The following is a 17347-nucleotide window of genomic DNA, read 5'->3' as shown; positions in this document are numbered from 1 at the left end:
GACCAAGCCCCCGTTGTGTAGCGGCCTAGCACGCTGCCCTCTCAAGGCAGTAGCGCCGGTTCGAATCCGGTCGGGGGTACGGATCTTCTCGGAAACGAGAGATCGCTAGGGCCCCCGTTGTGTAGCGGCCTAGCACGCCGCCCTCTCAAGGCGGTAGCGCCGGTTCGAATCCGGTCGGGGGTACTGGTCTATACCATGGGCTATGGTGTAATTGGCAGCACGAGTGATTCTGGTTCATTTAGTCTAGGTTCGAGTCCTGGTAGCCCAGCGCAGTACAGCTTGTGCTGATCAGGCCCCCGTTGTGTAGCGGCCTAGCACGCCGCCCTCTCAAGGCGGTAGCGCCGGTTCGAATCCGGTCGGGGGTACAGAAGAAAGGCCCTCCGCAATGCGCGGAGGGCCTTTCGCGTATCCGGGGCCGGGGCCCGGGGCGGTGCCCGGAAACGCGCTCCCTCAGGTGTCGAAACGGCGGTGGGACTCCTCGGTCTCCGCCAGCCGCCGCAGGCTCAGCAGCACCGGTTCGTACAACACGGTCAGTGCGACGACCGCCTCGATCCGCTCCTGTGGTGCGTAGGTCTCCACCAGATCCAGGTCCGCGACGGCCAGTTCGGCCGCGAGCCGGGCGTGCAGCTGCAAGTGGTCGGTCTCATGCGGATATCCGAGGCGGTCCAGGGTCGCGATGCCCGACACCAGCATCCGGTACGCGGGGGAGGTGTCGCCCAGCTGACGGCAGTGCGTCCACTCCAGCCGCTCCAGCAGGGTGTCCGCCTGTTCGCGGGCGAGCGCCGTTCCGGGGTCGTCGTCGTCGGGCTCGGGGCCGTGCGGCAGCGCCCAGACCGCCGCTCCCATCCGGGTGTTCTCGCTGAGCGACTCGTCCTCGGCGGCGTCCAGCACCTGGCGGGCGGTGGCCACCGGCATCCGGCCGACCTGGATGAGCGCCCGGACCAGCCGAAGTCTGCGCAGGTGCTCCTCGCCGTACTCCGCCTTGGTGGCGGTGATCCGCTCGCCCTGCGGCAGCAGCCCCTCGCGCAGGTAGTACTTGATCGTCGCGGTGGACACTCCGCTGCGCTCGCTGAGCTCAGCCAGTCGCATACCTGTTGCACCTTCCCTTGGAGAGTGGCACTATCCCATCATGGATAGCACCGCTATCCAATCATGTCGCGGACGCGGAACGAGGGGATCACCATGGGTGCCGAGCTGCTTGCAGGGCGTATGACCGCCGAGGCCGAGGGGGAGGTGACCGTCTTTCTGATCGGTATGCGCATCAACCGCTTCCGGGCGCTGCGCAGCTGGCTGCCGGTGTTCAAGGCGATGCCGCGGATGCTGCGCGAGCTGTCGCGGGACCAGGAGAGCGGAATGCTGGGCTACCAGTTGCTGTTCGGTCCGCCGCGGGTGATCTACGTGGTCCAGTACTGGTCGTCGCACGACAAGCTGCTGGAGTACTCCGTGGCGCAGGACAAGGAGCACCGCCCCGCCTGGGCGGCGTTCAACCGCCGGATACGGGAGGGCAGGGACAAGGTCGGCTTCTGGCACGAGACCTATGTGGTCCCGGCCGGTGCCCATGAGTCGGTGTACATCAACATGCCGGAATTCGGCCTGGGGAAGGCCACCGGAGTGGTCCCGGTCGGCCGCCGCGGGGATCGCGCGGCCGACCGGCTGTCGCTGAAGCGCGCCTGAGGCGCGCCGGCGCCTTCCCGTACGGATGCTGCCCGGCGAGTGAGCCGAAGGGGCGCGGTCGACCGTCGACAGGGGCTTCGGCACCCCGGCGGGGGCACATCCCAGCGGTGGCTGGGGGAGAACCGAGCCCCAGGAGGCGTTGCTCAGTTGCCCCGGCGCAGGGCGTCGGAGAGCCGCGCGGCGGCGTCGATGACGGCCTGGGCGTGCATCCGGCCCGGGTGCCTGGTCAGCCGCTCGATCGGTCCGGAGACCGAGACGGCGGCGACCACGCGGTTGGAGGGCCCGCGCACCGGCGCGGAGACCGAGGCGACGCCCGGTTCCCGCTCGCCGATCGACTGGGCCCAGCCCCGCCGCCGTACGCCCGACAGGGCCGTGGCCGTGAAACGGGCCCCCTGGAGCCCGCGGTGCAGCCGCTCCGGCTCCTCCCAGGCCATCAGCACCTGGGCGGCCGAGCCGGCCTTCATGGGCAGTGTGGAGCCGACCGGCACGGTGTCCCGCAGTCCGGACAGCCGCTCCGCCGCCGCCACACAGATCCGCATATCGCCCTGGCGCCGGTAGAGCTGCGCGCTCTCGCCCGTCACGTCCCGCAGGTGGGTGAGAACCGGTCCGGCGGTCGCGAGCAGGCGGTCCTCGCCCGCCGCCGCGGCCAGCTCGGCCAGCCGCGGACCCAGGATGAAACGGCCCTGCATGTCACGCGCCACCATCCGGTGGTGCTCGAGCGCCACCGCCAGCCGGTGTGCCGTGGGGCGCGCCAGGCCCGTCGCCCCGACCAGCCCGGCGAGGGTGGCCGGACCGGACTCCAGAGCGCTCAGAACCAGAGCCGCCTTGTCGAGAACGCCGACGCCACTAGAGTTGTCCATGCAACGATACTCGCGTCTCACACTGTGAAACGCAAGTTCAATTTTCCGGGAGACCCGCCACCCTGGAATGGCGGGCCCGCAGACCAGGGCACGCACTCGACACGAGTTTGGGCCGCGCAGCGACGCCGGCCGGAGGGAAAGCGATGGGACGGACACTCGCGGAGAAGGTCTGGGACGACCATGTCGTCCGGCACGCCGATGGCGAGCCCGACCTCCTCTTCATCGATCTGCATCTGCTGCACGAGGTGACCAGCCCGCAGGCGTTCGACGGCCTGCGCAAGGCCGGACGCCCGGTCCGTCGCACCGACCTCACCATCGCCACCGAGGATCACAACACCCCGACCCTCGACATCGACAAGCCGATCGCCGACCCCGTCTCCCGCGCCCAGTTGGAGACGCTGCGCAAGAACTGCGCGGAGTTCGGCGTACGGCTGCACCCGCTCGGCGATGTCGAGCAGGGCGTTGTCCACGTGGTGGGACCGCAGCTGGGACTGACCCAGCCCGGCACCACCGTGGTCTGCGGCGACAGCCACACCTCCACCCACGGCGCGTTCGGCGCGCTCGCGTTCGGCATCGGCACCAGCCAGGTCGAGCATGTGCTGGCCACCCAGACGCTGCCGCTGGCGCCGTTCAAGACCATGGCGATCACGGTCGAGGGCGAGCTGCCCGACGGCGTCACCGCCAAGGACCTGATCCTGGCGATCATCGCCAGGATCGGCACCGGCGGCGGTCAGGGCTATGTGATCGAGTACCGCGGCTCCGCCATCGAGAAGCTCTCGATGGAGGCCCGGATGACCGTGTGCAACATGTCCATCGAGGCGGGGGCCCGCGCGGGCATGATCGCCCCGGACGAGACCACCTTCCGTTATCTGGAGGGCCGCCCGCACGCCCCCCAGGGCGCCGACTGGGACGCCGCCGTCGCGTACTGGCGCACCCTGCGCAGCGACGAGGGCGCCGTCTTCGACCGCGAGGTCGTCATCGACGCTTCCGAGCTGGCCCCGTTCGTCACCTGGGGCACCAACCCCGGCCAGGGCGCGCCCCTGTCGGCCTCGGTGCCCGACCCCGCCTCCTACGAGGACGCGAGCGAGAAGCTGGCCGCCGAGAAGGCTTTGGAGTACATGGGTCTGACGGCGGGTCAGCCGCTGCGGGACATCGCGGTCGACACCGTCTTCGTCGGCTCCTGCACCAACGGCCGCATCGAGGACCTGCGCTCCGCCGCCTCGGTCCTCCAGGGCCGTTCGGTGGCCGACGGGGTGCGGATGCTGGTGGTCCCCGGCTCGGTGCGGGTCGCGCTCCAGGCCGTGGAAGAGGGGCTGGACAAGGTGTTCACCGCGGCCGGTGCCGAGTGGCGCCACGCGGGCTGCTCGATGTGTCTGGGCATGAACCCCGACCAGCTCGCGCCCGGTGAGCGGTCGGCGTCCACCTCCAACCGCAACTTCGAGGGCAGGCAGGGCAAGGGCGGCCGTACCCATCTGGTCTCCCCGCAGGTGGCCGCCGCCACCGCGGTACTGGGCCATCTGGCTTCGCCCGCCGATCTGTCCGACGTCGACGCAACCGTTCCCGTGGGGGCCTGAGCAGTCATGGAAGCATTCACCACGCACACCGGCCGGGCCGTCCCGCTGCGCCGCAGCAACGTCGACACCGACCAGATCATTCCCGCCCACTGGCTCAAGAAGGTCACCCGCGACGGCTTCGAGGACGGGCTGTTCGAGGCATGGCGCAAGGACCCGGAGTTCGTGCTCAACCGCCCCGAGCACAAGGGCGGGACCGTCCTCGTGGCCGGTCCGGACTTCGGCACCGGCTCCTCGCGTGAGCACGCGGTATGGGCGTTGCAGAACTACGGTTTCAAGGCCGTCATCTCGTCCCGCTTCGCCGACATCTTCCGCGGCAACTCGCTCAAGAACGGCCTGCTGACCGTCGTACTGCCGCAGGAGACGGTGGACCGGCTGTGGCAGCTGGTGGAGTCCGACCCGTCCGCGGAGGTCACCGTGGACCTCGTCGACCGCCAGGTGCGTGCTCAAGGCATCACGGCTGATTTTGAACTTGACGAGAACGCCCGATGGCGGCTGCTGGAGGGTCTGGACGACATCAGTCTCACCCTCAGGGAGGAGGCCGACATCGCCGCGTACGAGTCCCGTCGTCCTTCCTTCAAGCCCCGTACGGTGGAGGTCTGACCCCCCGGTTCTCCCTGCACAGAGCAGGTTTGGCATGATGCGCCGCCAGTCCTCGGACCGGCGGCGCATCGTCATGTTGAGGCCCCATGAAGCGACAACTCGCCTCAGATGGCACAATCAGTGCATGGAACGCGACGGCCAACTCGAGCTCTACGGTCTTGTCGCCGCCCGGCTCAAAGAAGCGCACACAAGGGTGCGCACACTGCAAGTCCCGGAGGGCGTACGGATGGCGCTGTCCCGGAAGCTGCTGGTCATCACGTCAGCGGCGAAACACGATCTCGCAGACGCGGCACGGCGTCTGGAGCGGTTGATGAACGACCTCGACGAGGGGCGTTTCCCCGAAGATCCCGACTCCGACGGAAGTCCGTGACGATCGAGTGCGTTGCGGCACAAGGGTGATTAGCCCGTTTCGTGTTTGATTTGCGGTATATATCTGCCTAACGTGCGAAAAAGCCTGAACAGATTCGTTCTGGCAATGTCTCCGAAGGGGAAGACGTGAACAAGGCGCAGCTCGTAGAAGCGATTGCCGACAAGCTCGGCGGCCGGCAGAACGCCGCCGAGGCGGTCGACGCGGTCCTGGACGCCATCGTCCGCGCGGTCGTCGGCGGTGATCGAGTTTCGGTCACCGGATTCGGTTCGTTCGAGAAGGTGGAACGTCCCGCCCGGTACGCCCGGAACCCGCAGACCGGGGAGCGGGTCCGGGTCAAGAAGACCTCCGTGCCCCGCTTCCGCGCGGGCCAGGGCTTCAAGGACCTGGTGAGCGGCTCGAAGAAGCTGCCGCGCGGTGGCGAGGTCGCCGTGAAGAAGGCTCCCAAGGGAAGCCTCCAGGTCGCCGCGAAGAAGGCCGCGGCCAAGAAGGTCACCGCGAAGAAGGCGGCGGCGAAGAAGGCCACGGCGAAGAAGGCCCCGGCCAAGAAGACCACCGCCAAGAAGGCGGCGGCGAAGAAGGCCCCGGCCAAGAAGACCACCGCCAAGAAGGCGGCGGCCAAGAAGACCACGGCGAAGAAGGCCCCCGCGCGCAAGACCACCGCGCGCAAGACCACGGCCAAGAAGACCACCGCCAGGAAGCGCTAGTCAGCGGCACACCGCCGTACCGTCATGCGCCGGGCCGGGCTCCCTCGGGGAGCCCGGCCCGCGGTGTTTCCGGGGGTTCGGACGGTATTTTCCGGGGGTTCAGAACGTCTGGAGGGTCACGAAGACCACACGGCGGTCCTCGCCCTCGCCCGCCACCTCGATCCGCACCCGCTGCCCCGGACGCAGCATCCGCAGCCCTCCGGCGTCGAACGCCGCCGCGTCGAAGGGCAGTGGGGTGCCGTCGTCGAGCAGCACACTGCCGGCGCGGGTCTCGGGGTCGTAGGTGTACGCGGTTGCCTGCATGACCGCCACCCTAAGGGCTGTCCTCAGCCCTCGCCGCGGGCCGTTCCGGAGCGGGCGGCCGGGCGCCGGACGCGGGAACGGGCCCCGGCTCCGGGCCGGACGGGGCCGCGGGGCGCAAGCGGCGGGCGGTGTACGGACCCACGCCCAGCGCCAGTGCCGCGCGCAGGTCCTCGCCGGTGTCCACATCGCGCCGTACCGAGTCCACCCCGGCCAGTTCGATCTCCCGTGCCCCCGACGCCCGGTGCCGAGCCCGGGAGGGCCCGCCGAAGGCCGGTGCAAGACCGCTGCCCGGCGCCGCCGAGAGCAGGGTCGTGCCCACCCCCGCCGCATCCGCCAGAAAGGCGCGTGGGAGCCCGGAGGCGACGTCGAGCACCTGGTCGAGCTCCGCGGGCCGCAAGGCCGGGAGATCGGCGTTCAGCGCCGCTACGGCGGCTCCTGGGCGTTCCTCCCGGACCGCGCGGGCGCCGTGCGCGAGCGCCGCGTTCAGTCCGCTTCCCGGTGGGTCGGGCAGGATCCGGGCGCCCAGCGCCGACAGCTCACGCCCGGCGAGCGGGTCGTCGGTGACCACGGTCACCCCCCGCACCAGCCCGGCCGCCAGCGCCGCCGTCACCGTGTCGAGCGCGAACGCCAGCGCGAGACCCGGCCGGAGGTCGTCCCCGGCGGCCCCGGAGAGCCGGCTCTTGGCCCGTGCCAGGGGTTTCAGCGGCACCACCAGCGTCCACGCCACACGGGCTCCGTTTGTTCCCACGGGCCTCATTCTCACCCGCTGCCGGGCTCGCCCGGGACGTGCGGGGTTACGGTGTCCTCGACAGACCGGGTACCTGGAGCGACACTTGTGCGGCTGCCCGGACGGCAGCAAGCCAGCAGGTCAGCAGGGTCAAAGAGGAGGATGTTCCGAGTGTCCGGCCGCAGAATCGGCATCTGGTACCGCATGGCAGCGGTCTTGGTCAAACCGCCGCTGGTGGTTCTGTTCAAGCGGGACTGGCACGGAATGGAGCACATTCCCGCCGACGGTGGATTTATCACCGCGATCAACCACAACTCGTATCTCGACCCGCTCTCCTACGCGCACTTCCAGTACAACACCGGACGAGTGCCGCGCTTCCTCGCCAAGGCCGCGCTCTTCAAGGGCAGCTTTGTCGGAACCTTCCTGCGCGGCACCGGCCAGATCCCGGTGTACCGCGAGTCGACCGACGCGGCCACCGCCTTCCGGGCCGCCGTGGACGCCATCAACAAGGGCGAGTGCGTGGCCTTCTACCCCGAGGGCACCCTCACCCGGGACCCCGAGATGTGGCCGATGCGGGGCAAGACCGGCGCGGCCCGCGTCGCGCTGCTCACCAAGGCGCCCGTCATCCCCATCGCCCAGTGGGGCGCCAACGAGGCCGTACCGCCGTACGCCAAGGAGAAGAAGGTCCGCCTCTTCCCGCGCAAGACCCTCAGGGTGCACGCCGGACCGCCGGTGGACCTGTCCGCGTACTACGGCCAGGAGCCCACCGCCGAGGTGCTGCGGGGCGCCACCGACACCATCATGGCCGCCATCACCGACCTCCTCGCCGAGGTGCGCGGAGAGGCCGTGCCCGACCGGACCAAGAACTTCCGGGCCGTCCGCCCCCACGCCGCCGATCAGCCGCGCCCCGTGGCCGAAGAGGAGAGCAAGTGACGCGCTGCGCCGTCTTCGGCACCGGCTCCTGGGGCACCGCCTTCGCGATGGTGCTCGCCGACGCCGGGTGCGAGGTGACGCTGTGGGGCCGCCGCGCCGGGCTGGTGGACGCCATCAACACCGGCCGCACCAACCCCGACTATCTCCCCGGCACCGAGCTGCCGCGCGGGGTGCGGGCCACCACCGACCCGGCCGAGGCCGCCCGGGACGCCGAGTTCACCGTGCTCGCGGTGCCCTCCCAGACGCTGCGCGACAACCTCGCCGGATGGGCACCGCTGCTGCCCGCCGACACCGTGCTGGTCTCCCTGATGAAGGGCGTCGAACTCGGCACCGCAAAGCGGATGAGCGAGGTCATCGAGGAGGTCGTCGGCAAGGCGTCGCCCGGTACCGACGTGGCCGGGCGGGTGGCCGTGCTCACCGGCCCCAACCTGGCCCGGGAGATCGCCGCCCGGCAGCCCGCCGCGTCCGTCGTGGCCTGCCGCGACGAGGACGTGGCCCGCCGCCTCCAGACCGCCTGCCACACCCCGTACTTCCGCCCCTACACCAACACCGACGTGGTCGGCTGCGAACTGGGCGGCGCCGTGAAGAACGTGATCGCGCTGGCCGTGGGCATCGCCGACGGCATGGGCCTGGGCGACAACGCCAAGGCGTCGCTGATCACCCGCGGGCTGGCCGAAACGACCCGGCTGGGTCTGGCGATGGGCGCCGACGCCCACACCTTCGCGGGCCTGGCGGGCATGGGCGACCTCGTCGCCACCTGCTCCTCACCGCTCTCCCGCAACCACACCTTCGGCACCAACCTGGGCCGCGGGATGACGCTGGAGGAGACCATCGCGGTCACCCGGCAGACCGCGGAGGGCGTCAAGTCGTGCGAGTCCGTAGCCGATCTCGCCCGGCGCCACGACGTCGACATGCCCATCACCGAAACCGTGGTCGGCATCGTGCACGACGGCAAACAGCCGCTGGTCGCACTCAAAGAGCTGATGTCCCGCAGCGCCAAGGCCGAGCGGCACTGACGGCACCGGAACCGCAAGGTAACCTCAACGCGATATGAGCAGCCAGACCCCTTCCCCACGCCCTGTCCCGGCCTCCTCCGAAGGCGAGCCGCGGAAGCCGCGCGTCGCCGTCGTCTTCGGCGGCCGCAGCTCCGAGCACGCCATCTCCGTGGTCACCGCGGGCGCCGTGCTGCGGGCGATCGACCGCGAGAAGTACGACGTGCTGCCGATCGGCATCACCTCGGACGGCCGTTGGGCACTGACCGCCGACGAACCCGAGCGGATGGCCATCGCCAACCGCGAGCTGCCGACCGTGGCCGGGCTCGCCGAGTCCGCCGAGGGCTCGGTCGTGCTCCCCGTCGACCCGGGCAGCCGTGAGGTCGTCTACAGCGAGCCCGGCTCGGTGCCCAAGGTGCTGGGCGACGTCGACGTGGTCTTCCCGATGCTGCACGGCCCCTACGGCGAGGACGGCACCCTCCAGGGGCTGCTGGAGCTGTCCGGGGTGCCCTATGTGGGCGCGGGCGTACTCGCCTCCGCCGTCGGCATGGACAAGGAGTACATGAAGCGCGTGTTCGTCTCCTTCGGGCTGCCGGTCGGCCCGTACGAGGTGATCCGCCCCCGCGAGTGGGAGAAGGACCCCTCCGCCGCCCGCCGCAAGATCGTGGACTTCGCTCAGGAGCACGGCTGGCCGCTCTTCGTGAAGCCCGCCCGCGCCGGTTCGTCCATCGGCATCACCAAGGTCGACGACGCCGCCGGACTCGACGCGGCCGTTGAGGAGGCACGGGTCCACGACCCCAAGGTCATCGTGGAGGCGCTGCTGCGCGGCCGCGAGATCGAATGCGGGGTGCTGGAGTTCGAGGACGGTCCGCGCGCCAGCGTGCCCGCCGAGATCCCGCCGGTCTCCGCCCACGACTTCTACGACTTCGAGGCCAAGTACATCGACTCGGCCGACGGCGTGGTGCCCGCACCGCTCACCGAGGAGGAGACCCGGCGGGTCCAGGAGCTCGCGGTGCGGGCGTTCGACGCGGTGTCCTGCGAGGGCCTGGTGCGCGCCGACTTCTTCCTGCTGGACAACGGCGAGTTCGTGATCAACGAGGTGAACACCATGCCCGGGTTCACGCCGATCTCGATGTACCCGCGCATGTGGCAGGAGAGCGGCGTCAGCTACCCGGAACTGGTCGACCGGCTGATCCAGGCCGCGCTGCGCCGCTCCACGGGGCTGCGCTAGCGGCTAGGCCACGCCCTCGGGCACGGTCTTCTTGACGGCGTTCGCGAGGTCGATCAGCGGATCGACCTCGGGCGCGTACTTCTTCGGCACCGTCACCTCGACATACGCCCGGCGCAGTACCGTGGTGAAGCGATAGCCATCGTCCTGCTTCTCGGGCAGCCACTCGACGCCGTTGACACCGGCGGACCGGGTCGAGGTCGTCATCGCGGCCGGGCGGGAGACCCCGCAGCGCAGCTGTACGGCGGGGTCCCCCCAGACGGCGGTGAAGTCCGAAGCGGGCTCGGCGGTGCGCCGCTTCAGCCCGTTGACACTGCCGGGAAGCTCCTTGTGCAGCGCCCGGCACAACGCGGCCGCCCGCTTCGTCGGCTTGGGAACCGCCGGCGCTCCGGAGTCGTCGGAATCTTCGGTGAACGAGCAGCCGGCCACCGAGAACAGGACCAAGGCCGCGGTGGCGGCCAGCGGGGCGAACTTCCGAGTGGAACTACGGTGTGCGACATTCACCGCTCGAGCATACGGGGGACTACAGATGGACTACCGGGCAGGTGAGGGTTCGCGTGATGCCCTCCACTTGCTGGACCTTGGCGACCACCATGCGGCCCAGCTCATCGACCGTGTCGGCCTGGGCACGCACGATCACGTCGTACGGTCCGGTGACGTCCTCGGCCTGGATCACTCCCGGCAGTTTGGCGATGACGTCGGCCACGGTCGACGCTTTGCCGACCTCGGTCTGGATCAGGATGTACGCCTGTACCACGGAACCTCCAGGGCGGCTACGAGGATCATGTGGGGAGAAGGGACGCCACGGTACCGCGTCGCCAGGCGGCGCGGGGAGACCCGCGCTCGGTGCGCGGCGCGGCGGGCAATGAGCCATCAGCACGAAGGGGCAATGGGATGAAGGGCACCGTGGGCGAGTTGGGGGAGTTCGGCCTCATCAGGGAGCTCACCTCACGGCTCACCACCACCCCGGCGGTGAAGCTGGGGCCCGGTGACGACGCCGCGGTCGTGGCCGCACCCGACCGCAGGGTGGTGGCGAGCACCGATGTGCTGCTGGAGGGCAGCCACTTCCGCCGGGACTGGTCCACCGCCTATGACGTGGGCCGCAAGGCCGCGGCGCAGAATCTTGCCGATATCGCGGCGATGGGCGCGGTGCCGACGGCGCTGCTGCTCGGCCTGGTGGTGCCGGCCGATCTGCCGGTGACCTGGCCGACCGAGCTGATGGACGGCATCCGCGACGAATGCCAGGTGGCGGGTGCGGCGGTGGCCGGTGGTGATGTGGTGCGCGGTGACACCATCACCGTCGCGATCACCGCCCTGGGGGATCTGCGCAACCACGAGCCGGTCACCCGATCCGGTGCCCAGCCGGGCGATGTTGTCGCGGTCACCGGCTGGCTGGGCTGGTCCGCGGCCGGACACGCGGTGCTCTCGCGCGGCTTCCGCTCGCCGCGCGCCTTCGTCGAGGCGCATCGGCGCCCGGAGCCGCCGTACCACGCGGGCCCCGCGGCCGCCGGGCTCGGCGCGACCGCCATGACCGATGTGAGCGACGGCCTGGTCGCCGACCTCGGCCACATCGCCGAGGCCAGCGGGGTCCGGATCGATCTGCACTCGGGGGACATCGACATCCCCTCGCAGATGTCGGACATCGGACAGGCGGTGGGCGTCGATCCGTTGCAGTGGGTGCTCAGCGGGGGAGAGGACCACGCGATCGTGGCCACCTTCCCGCCGGATGTGAAGCTGCCCGCCCGCTGGAAGGTGATCGGCGAGGTGCTCAACCCCTCGGCGCTGCCCCAGGTGACGGTGGACGGCGCCCCGTGGCTGCACGCGGGGTGGGACCACTTCGGGGACGACACGGGCGCCGAGTAGATTCGGCCGTATGTCGCTCTCCTCTCGTCCCCAGCGTCCTCAGCGCGTACCCCGCACCGCCGCGGCGCCCGCCCGTGTGCTCACCGTCGCCGGCTCGGACTCCGGCGGCGGTGCGGGCATTCAGGCCGATCTGAAGACGATGCTGGCCCTGGGCGCCCACGGGATGAGTGTGATCACCGCGGTGACCGCGCAGAACTCGCTGGGCGTGCAGGGCGCCTGGGAACTGCCCGCCGACGCCGTCCGGACCCAGTTCCGCAGCGTCGTCGACGACATCGGCGTCCAGGCGGTCAAGACCGGCATGCTGGCCACGGCCGGGCTGGTCGAGACCGTTGCCGCCCTGCTGGCGGAGCTCACCGTTCCGGTGGTGGTCGACCCGGTCGGGGTCTCCAAGCACGGTGACGCGCTGCTGGCGACCGACGCGCTCGACGCGGTGCGCACCACGCTGCTGCCGACCGCCACGGTGGCCACGCCCAACCTGGACGAGGTCGCCCAGCTCACCGGCGTATCCGTGGAGTCGGAGGACGATCTGCGGCGCGCGGCCGGGGCGGTGCTGGCCCTCGGCCCCCGCTGGGCGCTGATCAAGGGCGGTCATCTGACGGGCGACGCGGTGGATCTGCTCACCGACGGCACCGAGGAGCACTGGCTGCAGGCGCCGCGGTACGACAACCGCCATACGCACGGCACGGGCTGCACCCTCGCCTCGGCCGTCGCCACCTATCTGGCGGGCGGGTACGACGTCCCGCGGGCCGCCACGGCCGCCAAGCAGTACGTCACCGGCGCCATCGCGGAGGGCTTCCCGCTCGGCGGGGGCATCGGCCCGGTCGACCACGGCTGGCTGTCCGCGCCCGCCTCAGGTCACTAGGGCGTGTCCTGGGACCGTTCCGGCCGGGGGCACCTCCCGGCCGGGGCGCGCAGCGGGGCGCGGCAGGGCATGCGAGCAGGGCATGCGAAAAGGCCGGTCCACATCGGTGGACCGGCCCTGAGCACCGGATCCCGCGTGAGCGGGGAGGGCCGTGCGCCTAGCGCGAGACCTTGCCGGCCTTGATGCACGAGGTGCAGACGTTGAGCCGCTTCGGGGTACGACCGACCACAGCGCGCACCGTCTGGATGTTGGGGTTCCAACGACGGCGGGTGCGGCGGTGCGAGTGCGAGATGTTGTTGCCGAAGCCCGGCCCCTTGCCGCAGACGTCGCAGTTGGCAGCCACGGGTTACTCCAAAGACGGGTCAGCCTCGCTTCTCGCGAGGAGACAGACACTTACGGGAACCCCGGACGTTGCCAAGATCCTGGAAGACCGGCGGCGCCTGGGGGAATGGCCCGATTCTCATCGGGCAACCGGAGCAGCATACAACGGCCACTCCCGTACAACGAAACTATCATGGCTGCCCCGGCACCCGCCGAGGGCGGCGACTACCCTGCGATGACCTGATGACCGACCCCGCCCCAGCCCTCCCGAGGAGGACGTACGTGCCGCACACGCTCGACGCCGATGCGGTACGGACCTGGTGCGGGCTGGCGCTGGACGCGCTGGGCCGGGCCCGCGAGGAGATCGACGCGATCAACGTCTACCCGGTCGCGGACGGGGACACCGGCACCAATCTGTACCTCACCGTCGAATCCGCCGCCCGGGCCGTCGACGCCGCCTTCAACGGCCACGCCGCCTCGGCCGCCGTCTCCCGCCCCACCCTGGCCGATGTGGTGCGCGCCATGGCCCACGGCGCCCTGATCGGCGCACGGGGCAACTCCGGCACCATCCTGGCGCAGCTGCTGCGCGGGATGGCCGACGTCCTGGCCGACGGCGGCCCGGGCCGCCCGGGGGGCGCCACGGGCCCGGCAGCTCCGCACGACGAGGCCGATAAGGCCGATAAGGCCGATAAGGCCGACGAGGCCGACGAGGCCGACGGGCTGCGGCGGGCCCTGCGGCGCGCGGTCGACCTGGCCTACCTGGCCGTCGCGCACCCGGTCGAGGGCACCGTCCTGACCGTCGCCGTCGCGGCCGCCGAAGGCGCGGAGCGGACCACCGGCGATATCGGCACGGTGGCGCGGGCGGCGTACGAGGGGGCGCGCGCGGCGCTCCAGGCCACCACCGGACAACTCGACGCGCTCGCCCGCGCGGGCGTCGTCGACGCGGGCGGCTACGGTCTGGTGACCGTTCTCGGCGGACTGGCCGAGGCCCTGTCGGGCGAGGCCCCGGCGGCCCCCGCTTCCCCGGGACGTCCCCGCGTGGGCGTCACCGCGCCCGCCGCGGTCCCGGAGCCCCCGGCCTCCGGGGACTGCGCCGCCGGGCCGGACCCGTCCGGCGGGCCCGGCTACGAGGTGATCTATCTGCTGGAGGCGGACGACAGCGCCGTGGCCCGGCTGCGCGAGCGGCTGGACACGCTCGGTGACTCCCTCGTGGTCGTCGGCGGCGATGGGCTGTGGAACGTCCACGTCCATGTGGACGACGCGGGCGCGGCCGTGGAGGCGGGCATCCAGGCCGGACGGCCGTACCGGATCCGCATCACCCACTTCGCCGCCGCCGGACACCCGGACCACCCGGTTCCGGACACCGGCGGGCGGCGGCCGGAAGAGCCCGGCGGCCACGAGCCGTCCGGCGCCCCCCTCGCACCCCGCGCCGTGGTGGCCGTCGTCCCCGGCGACGGGCTGGCCACCCTGTGCGCCGCGGCCGGTGCCACCGTGGTCACCACCCGGCCCGGGGAGCCGCCCGCCAGCGGTGAGCTGGCCGAGGCCGTCCGGCGGGCCCACGCCCACGAGGTCGTGCTGCTGCCCAACGACGCCGAGCTGCGCCACCCCGCGGCGGCCGCCGCCGCACAGGCCCGCGCCGAGGGCGTACGGGTCGCCGTCATCCCCACCCGCTCCGCGGTCCAGGGCATCGCCGCGCTCGCCGTCCACGAGCCCGGCCGCAGCTTCGACGAGGACGTCGTCGCCATGACCTCCGCCGCGGGCGCCACCCGCTACGCCGAACTGGCCGTCGCCGAGCGCCGGTCCTGGACCATGGCCGGGGTGTGCCAGGCCGGGGACGTCCTGGGGCTGATCGACGGTGATGTGGCGGTGATCGGCTCCGAGCTGGCGGCCATCGCCGAGACCGTGCTGGACCGGATGCTGGCCGCGGGCGGCGAGATGGTCACCCTGGTACTGGGCGAGGACCTGCCCGAGGACCTCGCCGAACGGCTGGAACGGCATGTGCGGGAAGGGCACTTCGCCGTCGACACGGTCGTCTACCGCGGCGGCCAGCCCTCCGTGCCGCTGATCATAGGCATCGAATGACCCCGCCGCCTGATCCCGTCTGTCGGTGCCGTGGTGTGCAATGGACTGCGTGCCCGTGCTCGAAGAACCCCTGAAGAAGGTCCTCGGCGGCAACACCGCGAAGGTGATGGCCGACCACCTCGGCCTGCACACCGTCGGCGATCTGCTCCACCACTACCCGCGGCGGTACGCCGAGCGCGGCGAGCTGACCCGGCTGTCCGATCTGCCCCTGGACGAGCATGTGACCGTCGTCGCGCAGGTCGCGGACGCCCGGGTGCTGAAGTTCAACGGAGGGCGCGGACAGCGCCTCGAGGTCACCATCACCGACGGCAGCGGCCGCCTCCAGCTCGTCTTCTTCGGCAAGGGCGTCCACAAACCCCGCACCCAGCTGGTCCCCGGGACCCGCGCCATGTTCGCGGGCAAGGTCACGGTCTTCAACCACAAGCGCCAGCTGGCCCATCCGGAGTTCAAGACCCTGGGTGCGAACAGCGGCGCGGACGCCGTCGAGGCGTTCGCCAACCAGCTGCTGCCGCTGTATCCGGCGTGCAAGCAGATGGAGTCCTGGCAGATCCAGCAGGCCGTGGACACCGTCCTGGGGCCCGCGGGCGCCGAGGACGCCGTCCTGGCCGATCTGGTGGACCCGCTGCCCGAGGCCCTGCGGGCGGGCCGGGGCCTGGCCACGCTGCCCGAGGCGCTGCGCGGCATCCACCGGCCGCGCACCAAGGCGGACATCGCCGCGGCCAGGGACCGCCTCAAGTGGGACGAGGCGTTCGTCCTCCAGGTCGCCCTCGCCCGCCGCCGCCGGGCCGACGCCCAACTGCCCGCCGCCCCGCGCCGCCCCGTCCAGGACGGCCTGCTCGACGCCTTCGACGCCCGGCTGCCGTTCACCCTCACCGACGGCCAGCGCCGGGTCAGCGAGCAGATCTTCGCCGACCTGGCCACCGAACACCCCATGCACCGGCTGCTCCAGGGCGAGGTCGGCTCCGGAAAGACCATGGTCGCGCTGCGGGCGATGCTCGGTGTCGTCGACGCCGGGGGCCAGGCGGCCATGCTCGCGCCGACCGAGGTGCTCGCCCAGCAGCACCATCGCTCGATCACCGAGATGATGGGCGAGCTGGCCGAGGGCGGCATGCTGGGCGGCGCCGAGCAGGGGACCAAGGTGGTGCTGCTCACCGGTTCCATGGGCGCCGCTGCCCGCCGTCAGGCCTTGCTGGACCTGGTCACCGGCGAGGCCGGGATCGTGATCGGTACCCATGCGCTGATCGAGGACAAGGTCCAATTCCACGATCTGGGGCTGGTGGTCGTCGACGAGCAGCACCGCTTCGGCGTCGAGCAGCGGGACGCCCTGCGCTCCAAGGGCAAGCAGCCCCCGCATCTGCTGGTGATGACGGCCACCCCCATCCCGCGCACCGTGGCCATGACCGTCTTCGGCGACCTGGAGACCTCGGTCCTGGACCAGCTGCCCGCCGGGCGTTCCCCGATCGCCTCCCATGTGGTGCCCGCCAAGGACAAGCCGCACTTCCTGGCCCGCGCCTGGGAGCGGGTGCGCGAGGAGGTGGCGGGCGGACACCAGGCGTATGTGGTCTGCCCGCGCATCGGGGACGAGGAGGACCAGGCCAAGGCGGCGAAGGAGAAGACCGCCGAGGACGAGGCGGAGAAGCGCCCGCCGCTCGCGGTCCTCGATGTCGCCGAGCAGCTCGCCAAGGGCCCGCTGCGCGATCTGCGGGTGGAGGTGCTGCACGGCCGGATGCAGCCGGAGGCCAAGGACGAGGTGATGCGCCGCTTCGCCGCGGGTGCGGTCGACGTCCTGGTCGCCACCACCGTCATCGAGGTCGGCGTCAACGTCCCCAACGCCACCGCCATGGTGATCATGGACGCCGACCGGTTCGGCGTCTCCCAGCTGCACCAGCTGCGCGGCCGGGTCGGCCGTGGCTCCGCCCCCGGGCTGTGTCTGCTGGTCACCGAGATGCCCGAGGCCGCCCCCGCGCGGACGCGGCTGGGCGCGGTCGCCGCCACCCTGGACGGCTTCGAGCTGTCCCGGATCGACCTGGAGCAGCGCCGCGAGGGCGATGTGCTCGGCCAGGCCCAGTCCGGGGTCCGCTCCTCGCTGCGGGTGCTCGCGGTCATCGACGACGAGGAGGTGATCGCCGCGGCCCGGGAGGAGGCCACCGCCGTCGTCGCGGCCGATCCGGAGCTGAACGGCTATCCGGAGTTGCGCACCGCGCTGGACGCCCTGCTGGACGAGGAGCGCGAGGAATTCCTCGACAAGGGCTGA

19 protein-coding genes and 4 tRNA genes are annotated in these 17347 nt (G+C 71.4%); 16 read left to right on the top strand and 7 right to left on the bottom strand.

Annotation, left to right across the window (positions count from 1 at the left end; translation table 11 throughout):
- Window positions 1-6 precede the first annotated feature (6 nt).
- The 4 genes from HUT19_RS11930 (at window position 7) to HUT19_RS11915 (ending at window position 365) form a co-directional block, all read left to right on the top strand.
- Window positions 7-79, top strand: a tRNA-Glu gene (locus HUT19_RS11930).
- Window positions 80-110: 31 nt separating this feature from the next.
- Window positions 111-183 (top strand) — tRNA-Glu (locus tag HUT19_RS11925).
- Window positions 184-196: 13 nt separating this feature from the next.
- Window positions 197-268 (top strand) — tRNA-Gln (locus HUT19_RS11920).
- 24 nt (window positions 269-292) lie between these two features.
- Window positions 293-365, top strand: a tRNA-Glu gene (locus HUT19_RS11915).
- 85 nt (window positions 366-450) lie between these two features.
- Here HUT19_RS11915 and HUT19_RS11910 read toward each other — a convergent pair.
- Window positions 451-1089: a MerR family transcriptional regulator gene (locus HUT19_RS11910; protein ID WP_176180448.1), complete on the bottom strand. Its 639-nt coding sequence runs from the start codon at window positions 1087-1089 to the stop codon at window positions 451-453.
- Between the two features lie 93 nt (window positions 1090-1182).
- Between HUT19_RS11910 and HUT19_RS11905 the strand changes: the two genes are divergently transcribed.
- Entirely contained in the window at window positions 1183-1674 is a 492-nt protein-coding gene (locus tag HUT19_RS11905) for a DUF4188 domain-containing protein (RefSeq protein ID WP_176186778.1), read from the top strand.
- Window positions 1675-1817: 143 nt separating this feature from the next.
- Here the strand turns inward: HUT19_RS11905 and ndgR are convergent, their stop codons facing one another.
- Complete coding sequence (gene ndgR, locus HUT19_RS11900; RefSeq protein ID WP_176180447.1) at window positions 1818-2534, bottom strand: IclR family transcriptional regulator NdgR; 717 nt, start codon at window positions 2532-2534, stop codon at window positions 1818-1820.
- Window positions 2535-2677: 143 nt separating this feature from the next.
- Here ndgR and leuC point away from each other — a divergent pair, with 143 nt between their 5' ends.
- The 4 genes from leuC (at window position 2678) to HUT19_RS11880 (ending at window position 5782) form a co-directional block, all read left to right on the top strand.
- Complete coding sequence (gene leuC, locus HUT19_RS11895) at window positions 2678-4108, top strand: 3-isopropylmalate dehydratase large subunit (RefSeq protein WP_176180446.1); 1431 nt, start codon at window positions 2678-2680, stop codon at window positions 4106-4108.
- A 6-nt stretch (window positions 4109-4114) separates the two neighbouring features.
- Window positions 4115-4708: a 3-isopropylmalate dehydratase small subunit gene (gene leuD / locus HUT19_RS11890; RefSeq protein WP_176180445.1), complete on the top strand. Its 594-nt coding sequence runs from the start codon at window positions 4115-4117 to the stop codon at window positions 4706-4708.
- Between the two features lie 124 nt (window positions 4709-4832).
- The gene (locus HUT19_RS11885; RefSeq protein WP_176180444.1) at window positions 4833-5078 is read left to right on the top strand and encodes a hypothetical protein; all 246 of its coding nucleotides are present in this window, start codon (window positions 4833-4835) and stop codon (window positions 5076-5078) included.
- Window positions 5079-5203: 125 nt separating this feature from the next.
- Entirely contained in the window at window positions 5204-5782 is a 579-nt protein-coding gene (locus HUT19_RS11880; RefSeq protein WP_176180443.1) for an HU family DNA-binding protein, read from the top strand.
- Between the two features lie 99 nt (window positions 5783-5881).
- Here the strand turns inward: HUT19_RS11880 and HUT19_RS11875 are convergent, their stop codons facing one another.
- Both HUT19_RS11875 and cofC read right to left on the bottom strand, forming a co-directional pair.
- Window positions 5882-6085, bottom strand: coding sequence for a hypothetical protein (locus HUT19_RS11875; RefSeq protein WP_176180442.1), 204 nt, complete (start codon window positions 6083-6085; stop codon window positions 5882-5884).
- 10 nt (window positions 6086-6095) lie between these two features.
- On the bottom strand, window positions 6096-6812 hold the full coding sequence (cofC, locus tag HUT19_RS11870; RefSeq protein WP_254885540.1) for a 2-phospho-L-lactate guanylyltransferase: 717 nt from the start codon (window positions 6810-6812) through the stop codon (window positions 6096-6098).
- Between the two features lie 171 nt (window positions 6813-6983).
- Here cofC and HUT19_RS11865 point away from each other — a divergent pair, with 171 nt between their 5' ends.
- Genes HUT19_RS11865 through HUT19_RS11855 form a run of 3 tightly spaced genes read left to right on the top strand, consistent with a single transcriptional unit; the run spans window position 6984 to window position 9968 of the window.
- Window positions 6984-7745: a 1-acyl-sn-glycerol-3-phosphate acyltransferase gene (locus HUT19_RS11865; RefSeq protein WP_176180440.1), complete on the top strand. Its 762-nt coding sequence runs from the start codon at window positions 6984-6986 to the stop codon at window positions 7743-7745.
- Window positions 7742-8761: an NAD(P)H-dependent glycerol-3-phosphate dehydrogenase gene (locus tag HUT19_RS11860; protein ID WP_176180439.1), complete on the top strand. Its 1020-nt coding sequence runs from the start codon at window positions 7742-7744 to the stop codon at window positions 8759-8761. The genes HUT19_RS11865 and HUT19_RS11860 overlap by 4 nt, the downstream gene beginning before the upstream one ends.
- 34 nt (window positions 8762-8795) lie before the next feature.
- On the top strand, window positions 8796-9968 hold the full coding sequence (locus tag HUT19_RS11855; RefSeq protein WP_176180438.1) for a D-alanine--D-alanine ligase family protein: 1173 nt from the start codon (window positions 8796-8798) through the stop codon (window positions 9966-9968).
- A gap of 3 nt (window positions 9969-9971) precedes the next feature.
- On the opposite strand, the gene HUT19_RS11850 is transcribed toward HUT19_RS11855, so the two are convergent.
- Both HUT19_RS11850 and HUT19_RS11845 read right to left on the bottom strand, forming a co-directional pair.
- Entirely contained in the window at window positions 9972-10469 is a 498-nt protein-coding gene (locus tag HUT19_RS11850; protein ID WP_254885539.1) for a DUF3515 domain-containing protein, read from the bottom strand.
- Window positions 10470-10488: 19 nt separating this feature from the next.
- On the bottom strand, window positions 10489-10722 hold the full coding sequence (locus HUT19_RS11845; protein WP_014055158.1) for an Lrp/AsnC family transcriptional regulator: 234 nt from the start codon (window positions 10720-10722) through the stop codon (window positions 10489-10491).
- 137 nt (window positions 10723-10859) lie between these two features.
- On the opposite strand from HUT19_RS11845, the gene HUT19_RS11840 reads away from it, so the two are divergent.
- Window positions 10860-11828, top strand: a complete 969-nt coding sequence (locus tag HUT19_RS11840; protein ID WP_176180437.1) for a thiamine-phosphate kinase — start codon at window positions 10860-10862, stop codon at window positions 11826-11828.
- Between the two features lie 10 nt (window positions 11829-11838).
- Window positions 11839-12690 carry a bifunctional hydroxymethylpyrimidine kinase/phosphomethylpyrimidine kinase gene (gene thiD, locus HUT19_RS11835; RefSeq protein WP_176180436.1) on the top strand — a complete coding sequence of 284 codons (852 nt, stop codon included), beginning with the start codon at window positions 11839-11841 and terminating at the stop codon, window positions 12688-12690.
- Between the two features lie 157 nt (window positions 12691-12847).
- On the opposite strand, the gene rpmB is transcribed toward thiD, so the two are convergent.
- Window positions 12848-13033, bottom strand: a complete 186-nt coding sequence (rpmB, locus tag HUT19_RS11830) for a 50S ribosomal protein L28 (protein ID WP_009714771.1) — start codon at window positions 13031-13033, stop codon at window positions 12848-12850.
- A 221-nt stretch (window positions 13034-13254) separates the two neighbouring features.
- Here rpmB and HUT19_RS11825 point away from each other — a divergent pair, with 221 nt between their 5' ends.
- Together HUT19_RS11825 and recG are read left to right on the top strand one after the other, a co-directional pair.
- Window positions 13255-15093, top strand: a complete 1839-nt coding sequence (locus HUT19_RS11825; RefSeq protein WP_176180435.1) for a DAK2 domain-containing protein — start codon at window positions 13255-13257, stop codon at window positions 15091-15093.
- Between the two features lie 40 nt (window positions 15094-15133).
- Window positions 15134-17347: an ATP-dependent DNA helicase RecG gene (recG, locus tag HUT19_RS11820; RefSeq protein WP_176180434.1), complete on the top strand. Its 2214-nt coding sequence runs from the start codon at window positions 15134-15136 to the stop codon at window positions 17345-17347.

The organism is Streptomyces sp. NA02950 (genome assembly GCF_013364155.1).
Lineage (GTDB): Bacteria > Actinomycetota > Actinomycetes > Streptomycetales > Streptomycetaceae > Streptomyces.
Note: the sequence above shows the minus strand (reverse complement) of the source record. Positions and strands in the feature narration are given on the sequence as shown.